16 protein-coding genes and 1 pseudogene are annotated in these 17,063 nt (G+C 67.8%); 9 read left to right on the top strand and 8 right to left on the bottom strand.

The window, feature by feature from the left end; all coding sequences use genetic code 11:
- Positions 1–5: 5 nt before the first annotated feature.
- From OG555_RS02660 to OG555_RS02645, 4 genes are all read right to left on the bottom strand, one after another.
- Positions 6–986, bottom strand: coding sequence for an ABC transporter permease (locus OG555_RS02660; protein ID WP_329480828.1), 981 nt, complete (start codon positions 984–986; stop codon positions 6–8).
- The gene (locus OG555_RS02655) at positions 983–2,020 is read right to left on the bottom strand and encodes an ABC transporter ATP-binding protein (protein ID WP_329480826.1); all 1,038 of its coding nucleotides are present in this window, start codon (positions 2,018–2,020) and stop codon (positions 983–985) included. The genes OG555_RS02660 and OG555_RS02655 overlap by 4 nt, the downstream gene beginning before the upstream one ends.
- A 67-nt stretch (positions 2,021–2,087) precedes the next feature.
- On the bottom strand, positions 2,088–3,770 hold the full coding sequence (locus OG555_RS02650) for an ABC transporter substrate-binding protein (RefSeq protein WP_329480824.1): 1,683 nt from the start codon (positions 3,768–3,770) through the stop codon (positions 2,088–2,090).
- 209 nt (positions 3,771–3,979) lie between these two features.
- Positions 3,980–5,011 carry a LacI family DNA-binding transcriptional regulator gene (locus tag OG555_RS02645; protein WP_329480822.1) on the bottom strand — a complete coding sequence of 344 codons (1,032 nt, stop codon included), beginning with the start codon at positions 5,009–5,011 and terminating at the stop codon, positions 3,980–3,982.
- 260 nt (positions 5,012–5,271) lie between these two features.
- On the opposite strand from OG555_RS02645, the gene OG555_RS02640 reads away from it, so the two are divergent.
- A complete protein-coding gene (locus OG555_RS02640; RefSeq protein WP_329480820.1) occupies positions 5,272–6,441 on the top strand; it encodes an ROK family transcriptional regulator in 1,170 nt (389 codons plus the stop codon).
- 55 nt (positions 6,442–6,496) lie between these two features.
- On the opposite strand, the gene OG555_RS02635 is transcribed toward OG555_RS02640, so the two are convergent.
- Together OG555_RS02635 and OG555_RS02630 are read right to left on the bottom strand one after the other, a co-directional pair.
- Positions 6,497–7,279, bottom strand: a complete 783-nt coding sequence (locus tag OG555_RS02635) for a ricin-type beta-trefoil lectin domain protein (protein WP_329480818.1) — start codon at positions 7,277–7,279, stop codon at positions 6,497–6,499.
- Positions 7,233–7,721: pseudogene (locus tag OG555_RS02630) on the bottom strand (glycoside hydrolase family 16 protein); the annotation flags it as partial. The pseudogene OG555_RS02630 and the gene OG555_RS02635, both read right to left, overlap by 47 nt.
- A gap of 235 nt (positions 7,722–7,956) precedes the next feature.
- Between OG555_RS02630 and OG555_RS02625 the strand changes: the two are divergent.
- From OG555_RS02625 to OG555_RS02605, 5 genes are all read left to right on the top strand, one after another.
- Entirely contained in the window at positions 7,957–9,819 is a 1,863-nt protein-coding gene (locus OG555_RS02625; protein ID WP_329480816.1) for a lectin, read from the top strand.
- Positions 9,819–11,186, top strand: coding sequence for a ricin-type beta-trefoil lectin domain protein (locus OG555_RS02620; RefSeq protein ID WP_329480814.1), 1,368 nt, complete (start codon positions 9,819–9,821; stop codon positions 11,184–11,186). Before OG555_RS02625 ends, OG555_RS02620 begins: the two co-directional genes overlap by 1 nt.
- 219 nt (positions 11,187–11,405) lie before the next feature.
- A complete protein-coding gene (locus OG555_RS02615) occupies positions 11,406–12,221 on the top strand; it encodes a MerR family transcriptional regulator (protein WP_329480812.1) in 816 nt (271 codons plus the stop codon).
- A 3-nt stretch (positions 12,222–12,224) separates the two neighbouring features.
- A complete protein-coding gene (locus OG555_RS02610; protein ID WP_329480810.1) occupies positions 12,225–12,575 on the top strand; it encodes a VOC family protein in 351 nt (116 codons plus the stop codon).
- A gap of 499 nt (positions 12,576–13,074) precedes the next feature.
- On the top strand, positions 13,075–13,695 hold the full coding sequence (locus OG555_RS02605) for an antibiotic biosynthesis monooxygenase (protein WP_329480808.1): 621 nt from the start codon (positions 13,075–13,077) through the stop codon (positions 13,693–13,695).
- Positions 13,696–13,905: 210 nt separating this feature from the next.
- Here OG555_RS02605 and OG555_RS02600 read toward each other — a convergent pair whose 3' ends face one another.
- Together OG555_RS02600 and OG555_RS02595 are read right to left on the bottom strand one after the other, a co-directional pair.
- On the bottom strand, positions 13,906–14,211 hold the full coding sequence (locus tag OG555_RS02600) for an ArsR/SmtB family transcription factor (protein WP_329480806.1): 306 nt from the start codon (positions 14,209–14,211) through the stop codon (positions 13,906–13,908).
- A gap of 37 nt (positions 14,212–14,248) precedes the next feature.
- Entirely contained in the window at positions 14,249–14,824 is a 576-nt protein-coding gene (locus OG555_RS02595; protein ID WP_329480804.1) for a TetR/AcrR family transcriptional regulator, read from the bottom strand.
- Between the two features lie 33 nt (positions 14,825–14,857).
- On the opposite strand from OG555_RS02595, the gene OG555_RS02590 reads away from it, so the two are divergent.
- The 3 genes from OG555_RS02590 to OG555_RS02580 all read left to right on the top strand — a co-directional run bounded on the left by OG555_RS02590 (position 14,858) and on the right by OG555_RS02580 (position 17,059).
- Entirely contained in the window at positions 14,858–15,607 is a 750-nt protein-coding gene (locus OG555_RS02590; RefSeq protein ID WP_329480802.1) for an SDR family oxidoreductase, read from the top strand.
- Positions 15,608–15,780: 173 nt separating this feature from the next.
- Positions 15,781–16,386: a DedA family protein gene (locus OG555_RS02585; protein WP_329484759.1), complete on the top strand. Its 606-nt coding sequence runs from the start codon at positions 15,781–15,783 to the stop codon at positions 16,384–16,386.
- Between the two features lie 58 nt (positions 16,387–16,444).
- Positions 16,445–17,059 carry an NADPH-dependent FMN reductase gene (locus OG555_RS02580; RefSeq protein WP_329480800.1) on the top strand — a complete coding sequence of 205 codons (615 nt, stop codon included), beginning with the start codon at positions 16,445–16,447 and terminating at the stop codon, positions 17,057–17,059.
- The last annotated feature ends 4 nt before the right edge of the window (positions 17,060–17,063 follow it).

Below are 17,063 nucleotides of genomic sequence, written 5' to 3'. Positions count from 1 at the left end.
TGTGATCAGCCCTCCTTCCGGGTGCGCGGGTCGAGCAGCAGGTAGGTGATGTCGGCCATCAGGTTGGCGACGAGCACGGACAGCGTGATCACCAGGAACACGCCTTGCATCAGCGGGTAGTCCTTCGCGCCGACGGCCTGGAACAGGTTGTAGCCGATGCCCGGGTAGGAGAAGACGATCTCCACCAGCAGCGTGCCGCCGACGATGAAGCCGAGCGACAGCGCGAAGCCGGAGACGCTCGGCAGCAGCGCGTTCCGGGCGGCGTAGCCGACCATCACCCGGCGCTCGGGCAGACCCTTGGCATGGGCAACGGTGATGTAGTCCTCGGATGCGACGGTCACCAGCATGTTCCGCATGCTGAGGATCCAGCCGCTGACCGACGAGATCAGGATCGTGACGGCCGGCAGCAGGCTGTGCTGGATCGCGCTGCCGATGAACTGGCTGTCCCAGGACGGCACCAGGCCGGGCTCGTAACCGCCCGACGACGGGAAGAAGCTGCCCGGACCGGCCAGCAGCGTGATCGCCAGCAGGCCCAGCCAGAAGTACGGGATCGACGACAGGAAGGTTGTCGCGGGCAACAGCCCGTCCAGCCAGGAGCCGCGGCGCCAGCCCGCCAGGACGCCGAGCGACGTACCGATCATGAAGCTGGCGAACGTCGTGATGCCGACCAGCGCGATCGTCCACGGCAGGCTCTGCCGAAGGATCTCCGAGACCGGGGTGGGGAAGAAGGTGAACGACAACCCGAGGTCGCCGTGGAGCACCTGTCCCCAGTAGTCGACGTACTGGCTCCAGAGCGAGGCATTCTTGTCCAGGCCGAACAGCACGTACAGCGAGTTGATCGCCTCGGTGCTCATCTGGCCCTGGAACTTGTTGATCAGCGAGGTGACCGGGTCGCCCGGGATCAGCCGCGGGATGAAGAAGTTGATGGTGAGCGCGGCCCACGCGGTGAAGAGGTAGAAGGCGATCCGTTGCAGGAGGAACCTCACTTGGCCGCTCCTTCCTCGTAGAGCCAGCACGCGGCCCAGTGGCCCGGGGTGTTGTCATGGTTGGCCGGCAGGTCGAAGCGGGGCGGGAGTTCGGTCGAGCACTTCGGCATCGCGTGCACGCACCGCGGGTGGAAGCGGCAACCGGACGGCGGCGCGATCAGGCTCGGCGGCTCGCCGCTGCCCTGGTCCTCCGGTGCGCGCAGATCTCCGACCCGGTCCAGACGATCGGGGTCCGGGGCGCTCTCGATCAGCAGGCGGGTGTACGGATGCGCCGGGTTCTGGGTGACGGTCTCCGAGTCGCCGCCCTCGACCAGCCGGCCGGCGTACATCACCAGCGTCTCGTCGGCGAAGTACCGGGCCGACGCGATGTCGTGGGTGATGTAGAGGATGGCCAGGTTGAGCCTTTCCTTGAGGTCGCGCAGCAGGTTCAGTACGCCGAGCCGGATCGACACGTCGAGCATCGACACCGGCTCGTCCGCGAGCAGCGCCTCCGGGTCGGCGCCGAGGGCACGGGCGATCGAGACGCGCTGACGCTGTCCGCCGGACAGTTCGTGCGGGAACTTGTCGAGGTAGCGCTCCGGCGGGGTGAGCTGCACCTGGACCAGCAGGTCGCGCAGGTTCTCCTCGAGATCGCCCGCCCGGCCGTGGATCTTCAGCGACCGGGTCAGGTGGTACCGCACGGTGTGCGTCGGGTTCAGCGAGGCGAACGGGTCCTGGAAGATCATCTGCACCCGACGGCAGTACGCGCGGAACCTGCGGCCGCCGTGGACCGTGACGGACTCGCCGTGCAGCCGGATGTCACCGGACGTCCGTCCGTACAACTGGGCCATCAGCCGGGCGACGGTCGACTTGCCCGAACCGGACTCGCCGACCAGTGCGGTCACGCGGCCCCGGCGCAGGGTGAGCTTGATGTCGTCCACCGCGTGGACTGCCTTGCGATCGCGGCTGAGCAGGTCGCGGACTCCCCGCCGTACTGGGAAATGCTTGGTGAGGCCGTCGGCCTCGAGGACCACCTCGGTGTCGGTCACCGTCATGGATTCGGGTCTCCTGTCGTGGCACCGCGGCGCCGGGAGCGTGAACTCCCGGCGCCGCGGTCCGGCCTCACTGGCTGCCGGCGGGCTTCAGGTTCAGGACGATCTGCAGGGCGTTCTGCTGGGTCGGCTGGGCCGGCCCGTACTGGTTCTGCTCGTCCGGCCAGCCGACCCAGTTCTTGGTGCTGTAGAGACCGCCGACGTTGGACGCCGAGGTGGGGATCATCGGCATCTGCTCGACCATGATCTTCTGCAGCGTGTTCAGCGCCGTGCTCCGGGTCGCGTCGTCGGCGGCGTTGGCGTACTCGTCCAGCGCCTTGGTCGCCTCGGGGCTGTTGAACCGGCCGTAGTTGCCGCTCACGCCGCCCTTACCGACCGGCTTCAGGATCTTGCCGTCCATGATGTTCTGGTAGATGTCGAACGGCGTCGCGCCACCGTTGGTCCAGTGCATCGCCGCGTCGAAGTTGCCCTCGTCGATGTTCTTGAACCACGCGTCCTGGTTGGCCTTGTCGACGGTGGCCTTGATCCCGATCGTGGACAGGTTGTCCTTGATGATCTCCAGGTCGGTGATGTAGTCGGACCAGCCGGCCGGGTCGGTCAGCGTGATCGTCACCGGCTTACCGGTCGGGTCCTTCAGCACGTTGCCCTCGAGCTTGAAGCCGGCGTCGGTCAGGTCCTTCTTCGCGCCGTCGACGTCGACCGAGTGCGACTTGTCCTTGTAGTCCGGCGCGATGAACGACTCACCGGCCGGCGTCGGGATGCCCGTGACGGACTCGACCTTCGGGTAGAAGTAGCCGGCCTCACCCTGCTGGAAGATGTCGTCGCGGTTGATCACCTTGTCCATCGCCCGCCGCAGCGCCGGGTTGTCGAAGGGCTTGCGGGTGGTGTTGATCCACAGACCGTGGATGCCGAGGTTCGCCGGGAACCAGAGCTTGTGGTTCTTCGGGTCCTTGTCCTGGTAGACGGCCTTCACGTTCGGGACGAAGACGAAGCTCCACTCCGAGGCGCCGTTGGCCAGCGCGGTGGTCTGCGCGTTGTTGTCGTTGTACGACGTGTACCGCAGCTCCTTCACCTTCGGCAGGTCCTGCCAGTACGAGTCCCGAAGCGTCAGCGTGGTGGTCTGCGGGGTGAACGACTTCACCGTGTACGGACCGGTGCCGATCGGGTTCTTCAGCGTGTCCTGGGTCGGGTCCTTCAGGGTCGACCACTGGTGCTTCGGGACCACGAACACGGTCAGGATCTTGTTCTGGTTGGTGAACTGGGACCGGGTGAAGGTCAGGTCGACCTTGTTGCCGGACGCGGTGATGGTGCCGTACGGGATCGCGTCCTGGTTCAGGCCCTCGTGGTCCTTGCGGAGCTGGAACGAGTACGCGACGTCGTCGGCCGTCATCGGCTGGCCGTCGGACCACTTCACCCCGTCGCGAATCGTGAACGACAGCTTGGTGAAGTTCGCGTCCCACTTCCACTCGGTGGCCAGCCACGGCTTGCCCGGCTCGGTCGGCTTGATGCCGTTGATCATCACCAGCGGCTCGAAGATCATCCAGCGGTAGCCCAGCGAGGCGCCCGAGGAGGAGCCGAGGAACGGGTTGTGGTTCTCGGTCTGCGGGCCGTTCGGCATGCCGACGTTCAGCACGGTGGCCGTGCTGCTCGACGTGTTGGCGGCATTGTTCCCGTCCCCGTTACTGCAGGCAGCCAGTGCGGCTGCCGCGAGCAAGCCCGTCAGGGCCAGCGCGACAGTGCGTCGTGCTCGCATCGGTTCCTCCTGTGTATCTGTTGGCGGATGCTCACGCCTGAGCCGCGTGAGCAGGTGCATCGTGGCGTGAGAACGCTCTCATGGGAAGAGTGGACGCCTTGACGGATCGATCTCGAAGGGGTTCTCGCCGGCGGCGGGACAGGGGCAGCTGCCCCGCCGCCGGAGCCTTCAGTTGGCCGTCGCGTCCGAAGATCTGTGGGTCATAGCCCTCACTTCTTCGGACGTAGTCGGTAGGGGGCGGGTTTCGGGGCGGTGGAGCTGCGGACGATCAGGGTCGTCGGCAGCACTTGGGGTTCGGCCGGCAGCGGCGTGCCGCCGAAGTAGCCCATCAGCATCCGGGCCGCGGCCTGACCCATCTGGCGCATCGGCTGATGCACCGTGGTCAGGGGCGGCTCGGTGTGTTCGGCGTACGGAATGTCGTCGAAGCCGACCACCGACACGTCGTTCGGCACGTTCCGTCCGGTCTCCCGGACGGCCTGGATGGCGCCGCCGGCCGACAGATCGTTGTGGGCGAAGATCGCGTCGAACTCGAGTCGCTGGTCGAGTGCGTACTGGACGCCGCGGCGTCCGCTCGCATGGGTGAAATCGCCCTCGAACACGAGTCTCGGGTCGAGCTCGAAGCCGGCCTCGGCGTAGGTGTCGCGGAAGCCGTCCAGGCGTTCGTGGGTGCAGCCGAACCGTTCGACGCCGGTGATCACCAGTGGCCGGCGGCGGCCGAGTTCGAGCAGGTGCCGGGCGGCGCACTCGCCCCCGGCCCGGTTGGTGGTGGCGACGGACGGGAACTGTGGGCGCCGGGCCCGGTCGTCGATCAGGACGACCGGAAGGCCGCGCGCGTGGAGTTGCTCGATGTAGGTGAGCGTGCCTTCCGGCTCGATCACCAGCAGGCCGTCGAACGACTGGGCCGAGACCTGCGAGGCGAACTGGTGCATCGACTCCTCACCCCGGTTGAAGGTGAACAGCAGCAGTCCGTAGCCCTCGCTCTCGACCACGTCGACGGCGCCCTGCAGCACCTCGCCCATCCAGGGCCAGGTGAGCGACGGGACCAGCATGCCGACGATCCGGGTCCGGCCGCGGGCCAGGCCGACCGCACGGGCGCTCGGTACGTAGCCGAGCTCGTCGATGACCTGACGGACCCGTTCGGCGGTGCGCAGGTCGAGCTCACCCTTGCCGTTGAGCACGCGCGACACGGTCGTCTTGCTGACACCGGCACGCGCCGCGACATCGGCGATGGTGATCGACACTGCACTGCTCCCCTCGGGCGGGTGAGGGTTCCGGTGGGGGCCGGAACCGGTTTCGGAAGCGGTTCCGTAGAGTGAAGCGGAGTGAGCAAGGGGTCGTCAATCACGGGGCGGTAACGAATCGCGGCTTAATTCATGACCTGGACGAAGGTGCCCCTTCCGGCCTGTCGGTACGACGTGATGGACTCTGGGCGAGCGGCCTGCCGGAGGCCGGACAGGCAGGGGCAGAGGGCATGGATGCACGGCGGACCACTGTGCGCGACATGCGTCGGTCCAACCGGTCCGTGCTCCTCACCGGCATCTACCGCGACGGTCCGCTCAGTCGCCAGGAGTTGAGCGTCCGGACATCGCTGAGCGCCGCGAGCGTCAGCAACCTGGTCGGCGAACTGATCGCCGAAGGCGTGGTCGAGGAGGCCGGCTCGGTCGAGTCCGAGGGCGGCCGGCCGCGCGTCCTGCTGCGGGTGTCACCGACGTTCCGGTACGTCGTCGGCGCCGAGGTCGGCGAGACCCGGATCCGCGTCGAACTGTTCGACCTGGCGATGAACGTGCTCGCCACCTGGGATCACCCGATCAACGAGCCGGAGCCCGCGGTAGTGGTCAAGCACGTGCTGGAAGGCCTGGCGGTAGTGATCGGGTCGGCCGGGGTCCGGTCCGAGCAGATCCTCGGCCTGGGTGTCGCGGTCTCCGGGGTGGTCGAGGGGAACGCCGTCGTCGATGCGCAGACGCTTGGCTGGGACAGGGTGCCGCTGGGGCAGATGCTTGCTGAGGGCATCGATATCCCGATCCACGTGGACAACGGCGCGAACATGCTCGGCCAGGCGGAGATGTGGTTCGGTGCCGGGCGCGGCGCGACAGACGCGGTCGTCGCGCTGGTGGGCTCGGGTGTCGGGTGCGCACTGGTTGCCGGTGGCTCCAGCTACCGCGGGACCCGCAGCAGTGCAGGCGAATGGGGCCACATGACGATCGCGTACGGCGGCCGCCGGTGCCGGTGTGGCGCGGACGGGTGCCTCGAGGCGTACGTCGGCGCGGAGGGCGTGCTCGAGCGGTACCGCGAGGCTGGTGGGACGTTGGCCGCGGTGGACGAGGAGGCGGCGTTCGTCGAGTTACTCGACTCCGTGCGTACGTCGGAGCTCGCGGCAACGATCGTGGACGAGACGATCGGCTATCTGGCCGCCGGCTTCGCGAACCTGGTCAACCTGGTGAATCCGGAGCGCATCGTGCTCGGCGGATGGGCGGGGCTCATGGTGGGGGAGCGCTACCTGCCGCAGTTGCGCGAGGTGGCCGGCCGGCATGCGTTGCGCCTGCCGTATTCCCAGGTCTCCATCGAACTCTGCGAGCTCGGCCGAGACGCCGTCGCGCTGGGCGCAGCAACCCTTCCGGTCCTGCGGTTGCTCCGCGACGGTGGCGTCGTACCGCTGCGGAGCAACCGCTAGGGCGGTGGGGAAAGAAACTTGCGCTGGGTGACGAGAAGTTTCCCCGCCGGGCCGGTCAGACGGTCCACTTCTGGTTGGCGGCGCCGGTGCAGGTCCAGGTCTGGACCGGGGTCGCGTTGGCGGAGTTGTTGCCGGTGACATCGAGGCACTTGTTGGCCTGTGGATTCACCAGGTCATGGCCGGCCGAGTAGGTCCATTGTTGCGCGCCGGTTCCGTTGCAGGTCCAGAGCTGGACTTTCGCGCCGTCGGCAAGGGATCCCGCGTTCACGTCGAGACACTTGCCCAGGGCGCGGATCGTGCCGTCGCCGGGGCGGGTCCATTGCTGGGCGCCGGTGCCGTTGCAGTCGTAGAGCTGGACCGGCGTACCGTCCGAGGAGTTGGCGGCGGCGACGTCCAGGCACTTGCCGGCCAGGCCGGTGATCTGGGTTCCGCCGGAGCTGCTGCCGAGGCTGGACACGCGGACGTAGTCGACCGTCATCGTCTGCGGCATCACCGTCGAGCCGTCGGGGTAGCCCGGCCAGTAGCCGCCGACCGCGACGTTCATGATCAGGAAGAACGGGTGGTTGTAGACCCAGGTGTTGCCGTTCAGGTCGGCCGGCGTACGGCGCTGGTACTGGACGCCGTCGACGAACCAGGTGATCGCGTTCGGCTCCCAGTCGACCCGGTACGTGTGGAACCCGTTCCGGAACGGCTGTCCGTCCGGAGAGTTGTACGCCGCGCCGGATGCCGCCGGCGCCGGAGTAGCCGGGGCCGTGGATCGTGCCGTGCACGGTGTTCGGCTCGCGGCCGATGTTCTCCATGATGTCGATCTCGCCGTCGTTCGGCCAGTTGCCGCCACCAAGCATCCAGAACGCGGGCCAAACCCCTTGTGTGCCGGGAATCTTGATCCGGGCCTCGAATCGGCCGTAGGTCTGGGTGAACGTCTGCGCGGTGAGCAACCGGGCCGAGGTGTACTGGCAGGGGCCGTAGTGGCACTGGAAGCCACCGTTCTCCTGGCGGGCGGTGATCACCAGGTTGCCTTGCCCGTCGAGCGCGGAGTTGCGGGTGCTGTTGGTGTAGTACTCGCGCTCGTCGTTGCCCCAGCCGGAGCCGCCGATGTCGTACCGCCACTTGGCGGGATCGGGGGCCTGGCCGGCCGGGCCGTCGAAGGTCTCCTCCCAGATCGTCGCGGTCGCCGCGGCGGGCGCTTGCTGACCGGCCTGGGCGGGGGCTTGGAGGAGGGTGGTGCCGACGAGTGCGGCACCGATCGCGACGAGCGCCGCGACACGGGAACGCTTCATGGATGCCTCATTTCTCACGGGGGCGTCGGGAGACAGGGCTCGGCCGCAGCTTGCTGTGAGAACGCTTTCACGTCAAGGTCGTGACTAAATAAAAGACCTGAAAAAAGTACGGGCGCGCCGTTGACACGGCTGTGCACGGATGGTTACCTCGTGCTGACCACCTGTTGCGGCGCGGGCAGACGCCGACAACCCCTGTGATGTCCCAGAACCCTTTAGTACAAGGGAGAACCGCCCCATGCCCGCGAAACGCTTCCTGCCGGTTGCGGTCGCCGCCTTGTGCGTGGCCGCCGCCGGACTCGGTTTCGGCACCGCCCCATCCGCCCAGGCCGCCGGTGAGCAGGTCAACATCTGGCTGACCACCACCAACGACTCGGCCGGCCAGAACGTCACCCGCGGTCTGCAGCAGCAGACGCCGGTGAACTTCGGCCCGGCCGGCGGCTCGGCCAACCAGACGATCACGGTCAACGAGAACACGACGTACCAGTCCTTCGAGGGCGGTGGCGCGTCGTTCGCCGACAGTTCCGCCTGGCTGCTGAACAGCAGCAACACGATCTCCGCGGCCACCCGCGACCAGGTGATGAAGGACCTGTTCGACCCGGTCAACGGGATCGGCCTGTCCTTCATCCGCAACCCGATGGGCGCCTCTGACCTGGCCCGGTTCAACTACTCCTTCGACGACACCTGCTGCGACCTGAACGACTTCAGCATCTCCCACGACCTCGCCGACGTGGTTCCGCTGACCAAGCAGGCCCGGCAGCTCAACCCGGCGGTCAAGGTGATGGGCTCGCCGTGGAGCGCGCCGGCCTGGATGAAGGACAACAACGACTTCGTCCACCGCGGCTGGCTGAAGGCCGAGTACTACCCGATGTACGCGCAGTACTTCGTCAAGTACATCCAGCAGAACGAGGCCCAGGGCAACCACATCGACTACGTCTCGGTGCAGAACGAACCGACCTGTTGCGGCACAGACAGTACCGGCTACGCGTCGATGAACTGGAACGGGTCCGGGCTGCTGGAGTTCACCAAGAACAACCTGATGCCCGCGCTGCACGCCGCCGGGCTGAGCACCAAGGTGCTGATCCTCGACTACAACTGGGGCAACTACGACGACCTCGGTTCGGTCCCGCTCGCCGACGCCGCACTGCGCAACGACCCGAACTTCGGCGGCATCGCCTGGCACGGGTACGGCGGTGACGTGAACCTGCAGACGCAGATCCACAACCAGTACCCGAACGTGAACGCCTACATGACCGAGCACTCGGGCGGCACGTGGATCCCGAACCAGCAGGTCGAGGACATGAACAACCTGGTCGACTACACCCGCAACTGGGACAAGTCGTGGGTGAAGTGGGGCATCGCGCTGGACGAGGCCCACCTGCCGTACGTCGGTGCCGGCTGCAACGTCTGCACCGGACTGGTCACCGTGCACCGCAACGACGGCCAGCGCGGTCAGGTCACCAAGACGGTCGAGTACTACACGATGGGCCACCTGACCAAGTTCGTGAAGCCGGGCGCGCTGCGGATCGACTCGACCGCGAACGCCTCGGTGAAGAACGTGGCCTGGAAGAACCCGGACGGCTCGAAGGCGCTGATCGCGTTCAACACCACCGGCAGTTCGCAGTCGGTTCGGGTGAACTGGGGTTCGCAGTCCTTCGTCTACACGCTGCCTACCAAGACGTCCGCGACCTTCACCTGGTCCGGCACACAGGGCGGCGGTGGTGGCGGCTCCCAGATCACCGGGCTGGCCGGCAAGTGCATCGATGTTGCCGGAGCCAACAGCGCGGACGGTACGGCAGTGCAGCTCTACGACTGCAACGGTACGGCCGCGCAGCAGTGGACCCGGCCTGGTGACGGAACGATCCGGGCTCTGGGCAAGTGCCTCGATGTGAACGCCGGCTCGACCGCCGACGGCGCTCGCGTCCAGCTGTACTCGTGCAACGGCAGTGCGGCGCAACAGTGGACTTATACGAGTGGGAGAGATCTGGTGAATCCGCAGGCGAACAAGTGTCTTGATGTCACCGGCAACAACTCCGCGAACGCGACCCCGTTGCAGCTCTGGACCTGCACGGGCGCCGCGAACCAGAAGTGGACCGTCTGATGCGCCGGGTGGCGGCGGTCGCGGCGGCTCTGGTGCTCGGTGCGGGACTGCTGATGACGGCTGCACCCGCGCAGGCGGCGACCGGGACGATCACGGGGTTGGCCGGGAAGTGCGCCGACGTTGCCGCGGCCAACAGTGCCGACGGGACCGTCGTACAGCTGTACGACTGCAACGGAACGGGCGCGCAGAGCTGGACCCGCAGCTCGAATGGCACGTTGACGGCGCTCGGCAAGTGCCTGGATGTCAGCGCCGGCTCGGTGGCGAACGGTGCTCGCATCCAGCTGTGGACCTGCAACGGCAGCGCCGCGCAGCAGTGGACCTACACGGCCGGCCGGGATCTGGTGAACCCGCAGGCGAACAAGTGTCTCGATGTCACCGGCAACAACTCCGCGAACGGTACGCCGTTGCAGCTGTGGACCTGCGCTGGTACGGCGAACCAGAAATGGAACGTCCCGGCTGCCGATGACGGACCGCCGACCGGTGGCGCGCCGATGGCGGCAGCGCCGTACCTGTACCAGGGCTGGGGCAGCCCGCCCAACCCGGCGACCGTGATGAACGCGACCGGGGTGAAGTGGTTCACGATGGCTTTCATTCTGTCCAACGGGTACTGCAACCCGATGTGGGACGGCGGCCGGCCGCTCACGGGTGGAGTCGATCAGCAAGCGCTGAGCACGATCCGCGCCAACGGTGGAGACGCAGTGGTGTCGATCGGCGGCTGGTCCGGCAACAAGCTCGGGCAGAGCTGTGGGTCGGCGAGTGAACTGGCCGGCGCGTACCAGAAGGTGATCAACGCGCTGTCGCTGAAGGCGATCGACATCGACATCGAGGACCAGGAGATCGCCCAGGCGGCGGTCCGGCAGAAGGTGATCGACGCGCTGAAGATCATCGAGCAGAACAACCCCGGGATCGTCACCTACCTGACCTTCGGCACGACGACCTCCGGGCCGGACGGGAACGGTCAGGACCTGATCCAGCGTGGCGCGGCCTCCGGGCTGAACCTCGACGGCTGGGTGATCATGCCGTTCGACTTCGGCGGCGGCTCGACCAACATGGGCACGCTGACCCGGCAGGCGGCCGACGGGCTGAAGAACCAGGTCAAGGCGGCGTACGGGCTGAGCGACGACGCGGCGTACCGGAAGATCGGCATCTCGTCGATGAACGGGATCACCGATGTGGCCGGCGAGCGGGTCAACCTGTCCGACTTCGAGTCGATGCTGTCGTACGCGTCAGAGCACCACCTGGCGCGCTTCACGTTCTGGTCGGTGAACCGTGACCGGCCGTGCACCGGCGGGCCGGCGGACTCCTGCGGTGGCGTCTCCCAGCAGCCCTGGGACTACACCAAGGTCATCGGCCGCTACCGCGGCTGAGCTAGGTCCGCCGCTGACGCGGCCGAGCCAGGTGATCCGCTGACGCGGCTGAGCTAGGTGATCCGCTGACGCGGCTGAGCTAGGTGATCCGCTGACGCGGCTGAGCCGCAGAGGGGTGGGCAGGTTCCGGCCTGCTCACCCCTCTTCTTCATCTTCTTCTCCTCCTGCGGCAGGAGTTCTGTTTGACCCTCCGGTTACCGGAGGGTGGAAGCTTGTCGCATGACGGCAACGGTGACGGTCGGCGAGTTCTCCCGTCTCACGCATCTGAGCGTGAAGACGTTGCACCACTACCACGAGATCGGGCTGCTCGCGCCCGCGTCGGTCGACCCGTCGTCCGGCTACCGCCGCTACGGCACCACTCAGGTGGAGACCGCGCTGCTGATCCGACGGCTCCGCGAACTGCGGATGCCGTTGCCCGAGGTCCGGGACCTGGTCGAGTCGACCGATGGTGTCAAGCGTGAGGAGACGCTGCGGACGCATCTCGAGCGGATGGAGAAGGAGCTCGCACACACCCGCGAGGTCGTCACATCCCTACGTGAACTGCTCACGCCTGGGCAGCCCGTGCTGGATGTCGAATACCGGTTCATTCCCCCGTTCCGGGCGTACGGCGTCCAGGGTCGGGTGGACCGCGAGGACATCGGCCCGTGGTGCGAATACGCCTTCGGCAAGCTCGACGCGGTCGCCGGTGACATCAAGGCCAGGGCGGGAGCGACGTACAGCGACGAGTTCTTCACCGAGGAGGCCGGTCAGGTCGTCGCGTTCCTGCCGGTCGCGCCGGACCAGGCGCCGGCCGACGGGGTCGAGCTCGTCGACCTGCCCGGTGGGTTCTTCGCGATCGCCGTCCACAGCGGGCCACTGACCGACTTCGACCGCAGCTACGGCGCGCTCGGCTCGCACGTCGCCGAGCACTGCGAGGTCGCGCCGGGCCCGATCCGCGAGCTGTACGTCGTCGGGCCGGGGGACGACCCCGATCCCACCACCTATCGAACCGAGATCTGCTGGCCGATCCAGCGGATCCCCGCACTGAAAGGCTGATCCATGTCCATCACCCTCGAGAACGTCGTCTTCGACTGCGCCGACGCGGGCGCCCTCGCGACCTTCTGGGCCGACGTGTTCGTTACCCAGGTCGATGCTGACAGCAACCAGTTCTTCGCCACCGTGAACAGGTCCGCCGACGGGCCGACACTGATGTTCGTCCAGGTCCCCGAGCCGCGCACCGGCAAGAACCGCCTGCACGTCGACCTCGCCAGCGCCGACTGGTCGGCCGAACTCGATCGCCTGATCGGCCTCGGCGCCAAGCGCCTCGACGAACACGACGAGTACGGCACCCACTGGATCACCCTCGCCGACCCCGAAGGCAACGTCTTCGACCTGGCCGAGCTCCGCTAACAATGTCCCCAGAACGGTGGGGGGCTGTGATCGTGCCGGCACCCCCGTCGAACCCCCTCTGATGGGTGAGCCCACGAGATGGCGGGTTAACCAACCGAAACCGGGCAGGCCAACCCACCGTCTGGTGGGTCAGCCCACGAGATGGCGGGTTGTTCAGCCGGAGCGGGGTAGGCGAACCCCGCCGTGTGGTGGGTGAGCCCACGAGATGGCGGGTTGTTCAGCCGGAGCCCGGTGGGTGAACCCGCCGTGTGGTGGGTGAGCCCACGAGATGGCGGGTTGACCAGCCGGAACCAGGTAGGTCGACCCACACGCTGGTGGGCTGACCTATCAGAGCGGGTCCGGCGTGGGGACAGCTGATGGACTCGGGCAGCTTGTTGACACGCCGACGTTCTTGGTACGGCACGCGAGATGTGTCTTGCGCCGGTGCGGCGGCCGGAGGAGGGTGGGCATAGACCGGCGGCGCCGGCGGGGTGCTGCCCTGAGGGTAAGGGGGTGGGTCGTGTACGCGCGTTCCACCACGATCCACGCCGCACCGGGATCGCTCGACGCCGGTATCGCGCAGGTGCGCGACGAGGTGATGCCCATGCTGCTGGAGCTGGACGGCTGTATCGGCGTGTCGATGATGGCCGACCGGGAGTCGGGCCGGTGCATCACCACCAGCGCCTGGCGGTCGGCGGACGCGATGCGGGCCACCGACGAACAGCTCCGGCCGGTCCGGGACCGGCTCGCGGCGATGATCGGTGGCAGTCCGAAGGTGCAGGAGTGGGAGATCGCCGTACTGCACCGCGATCACCGTTCCGTTGCCGGCGCCTGTGTCCGGGCGACCTGGGTGACTGTTGACCTCGCGAACCTCGAGCGGGCGATCGACGTCTACAAGCTGGCGTCGCTGCCGCGTCTCGAGGACCTGGCCGGCTTCTGCAGCGCGAGTCTGCTGGTCGACCGCACCACCGGCCGTGGGGTTTCGTCGGTGACGTACGACAGCCAGGAGGCGATGGACGCGAACCGGGAGGCGGCCGCGTCGATGCGGTCGGCGACCACGAAGGACGCCGGGTCCCAGGTGCTCGACGTCGGCGAGTTCGAGCTGGTCCTCGCGCACCTCCGCGTCCCCGAGCGCACCTGATCGCGTCCGACCCGACCAGCGCGGCCCGGACCCAACTCCGGGCCGTTGCTCAGCCGCCGGTTGCTCAGTCGGCGCTCGCTCAGCCGCGGCTCGCTCAGCCCCGGTTGCTGAGCTGCCGTTGCTCCGTCGGCGGTTGCTCAGTCCCCGGTTGCTGAGTTGTCATTGCTCAGCCGCCGCTTGCCCAGTCCCCGGTTGCTGAGTTGCCGTTGCTCAGTCCATCGTGTCGAGGTGGGCTTCCAAGGCGTCCAGGCGGTTGCGCCAGAGGTCTCGGTAGGGCGCGAGCCAGGCGTCGATCTCGGCGAGCGGTGCCGGCCGGAGACGGTACCAGCGGCGCTGTGCGTCGCGGCGGACCTCGACCAGGCCGGCGTCGCGGAGCACCTTGAGGTGCTTCGACACCGCGGGCTGACTCAGGTGGAGCTCGTCGACCAGCTCGCCGACCGGCCGCTCACCGGCGCGCAGCAGGTCCAGGATCTCCCGCCGCCGCCCCTCCGCCAGCACCTCGAACGCACTTTCCATATCAGGAATATACGCCGTCAGGGTCGTTCGCGACGGCTCAGACAGCGTGCCCGAAAGTTGCCGTGAAGGCGTCGCGGAAGAGGTCGGGGAGGCTGGTCTCGCCGTCCTCGGAGGCCCAGCGGAGTAAGGCGATGTGGGCGACGCCGAGGCAGGCGCTGGCGGCGGCGCGGGCCTGGAACTCCAGCGCCGCGTCGGTGGAGCCGGCGCGGATCGCGGTCACGAAAGCCTCCTGCAGCCGGTACTGGCTGTCGAGGTGGCGGGCCTGGAGGGCCGGTGTCGAGATCATCAGCCGCAGCCGGGTGAGCAGGAAGTCCCGATCGTGGGCGATCGCCAGATCGAACGTCGCCAGCATGGTGCGCGCGATCCGGTCCGCCAGTGATCCTTTCGCGGGGAGTGCGGTGATCGTCGCCGCGGCCACCTGATCGAAGTCGTCGTACAGAACGAGGTCTTCCTTGGTGGGGAAGTTCCGGTACACGGTCATCGCGGCGACGCCGGCCGCGGCCGCCACCTCGTTGACCGTGGTGGCGTCGTACCCCTGCTCGGCGAACAGCCGGATCGCCTGCCGCTGGATCCGTTGCTTCGTCTCCGCGCGCTGGCGCTGCCTCAGGCTCACGTGGTAGATACTAACATCATGAGAGTATCTAACATGAACGACAAGGTCGCCTTGGTGACGGGCGCCTCGCGCGGGATCGGGCGGGCGATCGCGGCGCGGCTCGCGGCGGACGGGGCCGAGGTCGCGGTGCACTACAACAGCGACAAGGCCGGAGCAGGCGAGACGCTCGAACGCATCGGTGGGCGTGGCTTCCTGATCGGCGCCGAACTCGGAGCCCCGGGTGACGTGGATGAGGTGGCCGGGCAGTTGTCGGAAGGACTGGCCGGTCGGCCACTGGACATCCTGGTCAACAACGCGGCGGCGGCTCCGGCCGGCCCGATCGAGACCGACACCGTGACTGCGTTCGATCGGCTGTTCGCGGTCAATGTGCGAGCGCCGTACTTCTTGATCCAGCGGCTGCTGCCGATGATGCGCGACGGTGGCCGGATCGTCTCGCTCTCGTCGGCTGCGACCCGTTTCGCGAACCCGACCCAGACCTCGTTCGCGATGACCAAGGCCGCGCTGGAGACGATGAGCCTGACGCTCGCCCAGGAGTTGGGCCCGCGGAACATCACCGTCAACGCGGTCTCTCCCGGCGCGACCCGGACCGAGGCGAACGGCGCGTTCTTCGAGACGCCGGGGCTGGCTGACTTCGTCACTCACCACACCGCACTGGGCCGGCTCGGTCGTGGCGAGGACGTGGCCGACATCGTCGCGTTCCTCGCCTCGGAGGACGCGCGCTGGATCACCGGCCAGGTCGTGGATGCCACCGGCGGCCTGTTCCTCGGACCTCGGATCGCCTGAGCACGTGGGGTTTTCCCCCGGTCGGTACGGTGGGTGGCCCGACCCGGAGACGGCGGTTGGCCTCAGTGTGCGGGTGGTGTGCGCGGGCCTAGCGTCGTCGCCATGTTCACGACGAATCAGGTGATGATGACCGCGCTGCAGGCGACACAGGAGCCGACCGGAGGAGTGGCCGGCTGGGCCATCGACCTGATGGAGCGGATGGGGGCGCCGGGTGCCGGGCTAGCGGTCGCGCTGGAGAATCTGTTCCCGCCACGCCCAGCGAGGTCATCCTGCCGCTGGCCGGGTTCGCGGCCAGTCGTGGTGAGCTGGGGCTGGTCAGCGCGATCGTCTTCACCACGCTCGGTTCGATCGTCGGCGCACTTGCCTTGTACGGCGTGGGCGCGGGGCTCGGCCGGGATCGCACCAGGGCGATCGCGGAGAAGTTGCCGTTGGTGAAGGTGCGGGACATCGACAAGGCTGAGGACTGGTTCAACCGGCATGGGCCGAAGGCGGTGCTGATCGGCCGCCTGGTGCCGGTCGTGCGCAGCCTGATCTCGGTTCCAGCCGGAGTCGAGCGGATGCCGGTGGGGCTGTTCCTGCCGCTGACGGCGATCGGCAGCCTGGTCTGGAACTCGTTGCTGATCGTCGCCGGCTATCAACTCGGCGAGCGCTGGCACGTGGTGGAGTCCTCGGTGGGCGTCTTCCAGAAGCTCGTGATCGCGGGTGCGGTGGCGGCCGTGGTGTGGTTCGTGGCGGTGAAGATCCGGGCCCGGCGTTCGGATCCTGAGAAAGTCAAGTAGCCAGCTCGACTTTGACTACGCTCGATCCATCACTTGCCGAGCTCAGGAGATGGGTCAGATGCCCTCAGTCGCTTTCGAACCGCAGGTTGTGCCGGATCCGCCGGTGTGGCCGCAGTCTGTCGTCACTGTGGTCGGCAACCCGCGGCCGGGATCGCGGACCGCGGCCGCTGCGGCGTCCGTTGCGGAGTTGCTCGCCTCCGAGCTCGGTACGCCGTACCGGATCGATGAGCTGGTCGACTTGGTGACGTTCGCGCCGGCGATCTTCCAGGGGGAGCGGGCCGCGGACGAGGAGCGGGCGGCGCTGGAGAGTGCGGTCGATCTGGTGTCGTCGGCGTCGGTGATCGTGGTCGCGACGCCTGTGTACAAGGGCAGCTACACCGGTTTGCTGAAGAGCTTCCTGGACGTCTTGCGGCCGCAGGCGCTGGCGGGCGCGGTCGTGGTGCCGGTGACGGTCTCCGCGGCGCCGAGTCACAAGCTGCTGGCGGATCAGCATCTGCGGCCGGTGCTGGCCGAGCTCGGTGCGAGTGTGCCGGTCCCCGGGGTGATCCTGGAGGAACGGGATCTCGAGGATCTGCAGGTGGTTCTGTCCGGCTGGATCCGCGACAACGCCGGCATCGTCCAGGCCACCACGATCGCCCTCCAACCAGTCGCCGAACCTACCCCGGCTCACTGACCCA

Origin of the sequence: Kribbella sp. NBC_01484 (assembly GCF_036227145.1) — a bacterium.
Classification (GTDB): Bacteria; Actinomycetota; Actinomycetes; order Propionibacteriales; family Kribbellaceae; genus Kribbella.
Note: the sequence above shows the minus strand (reverse complement) of the source record. Positions and strands in the feature narration are given on the sequence as shown.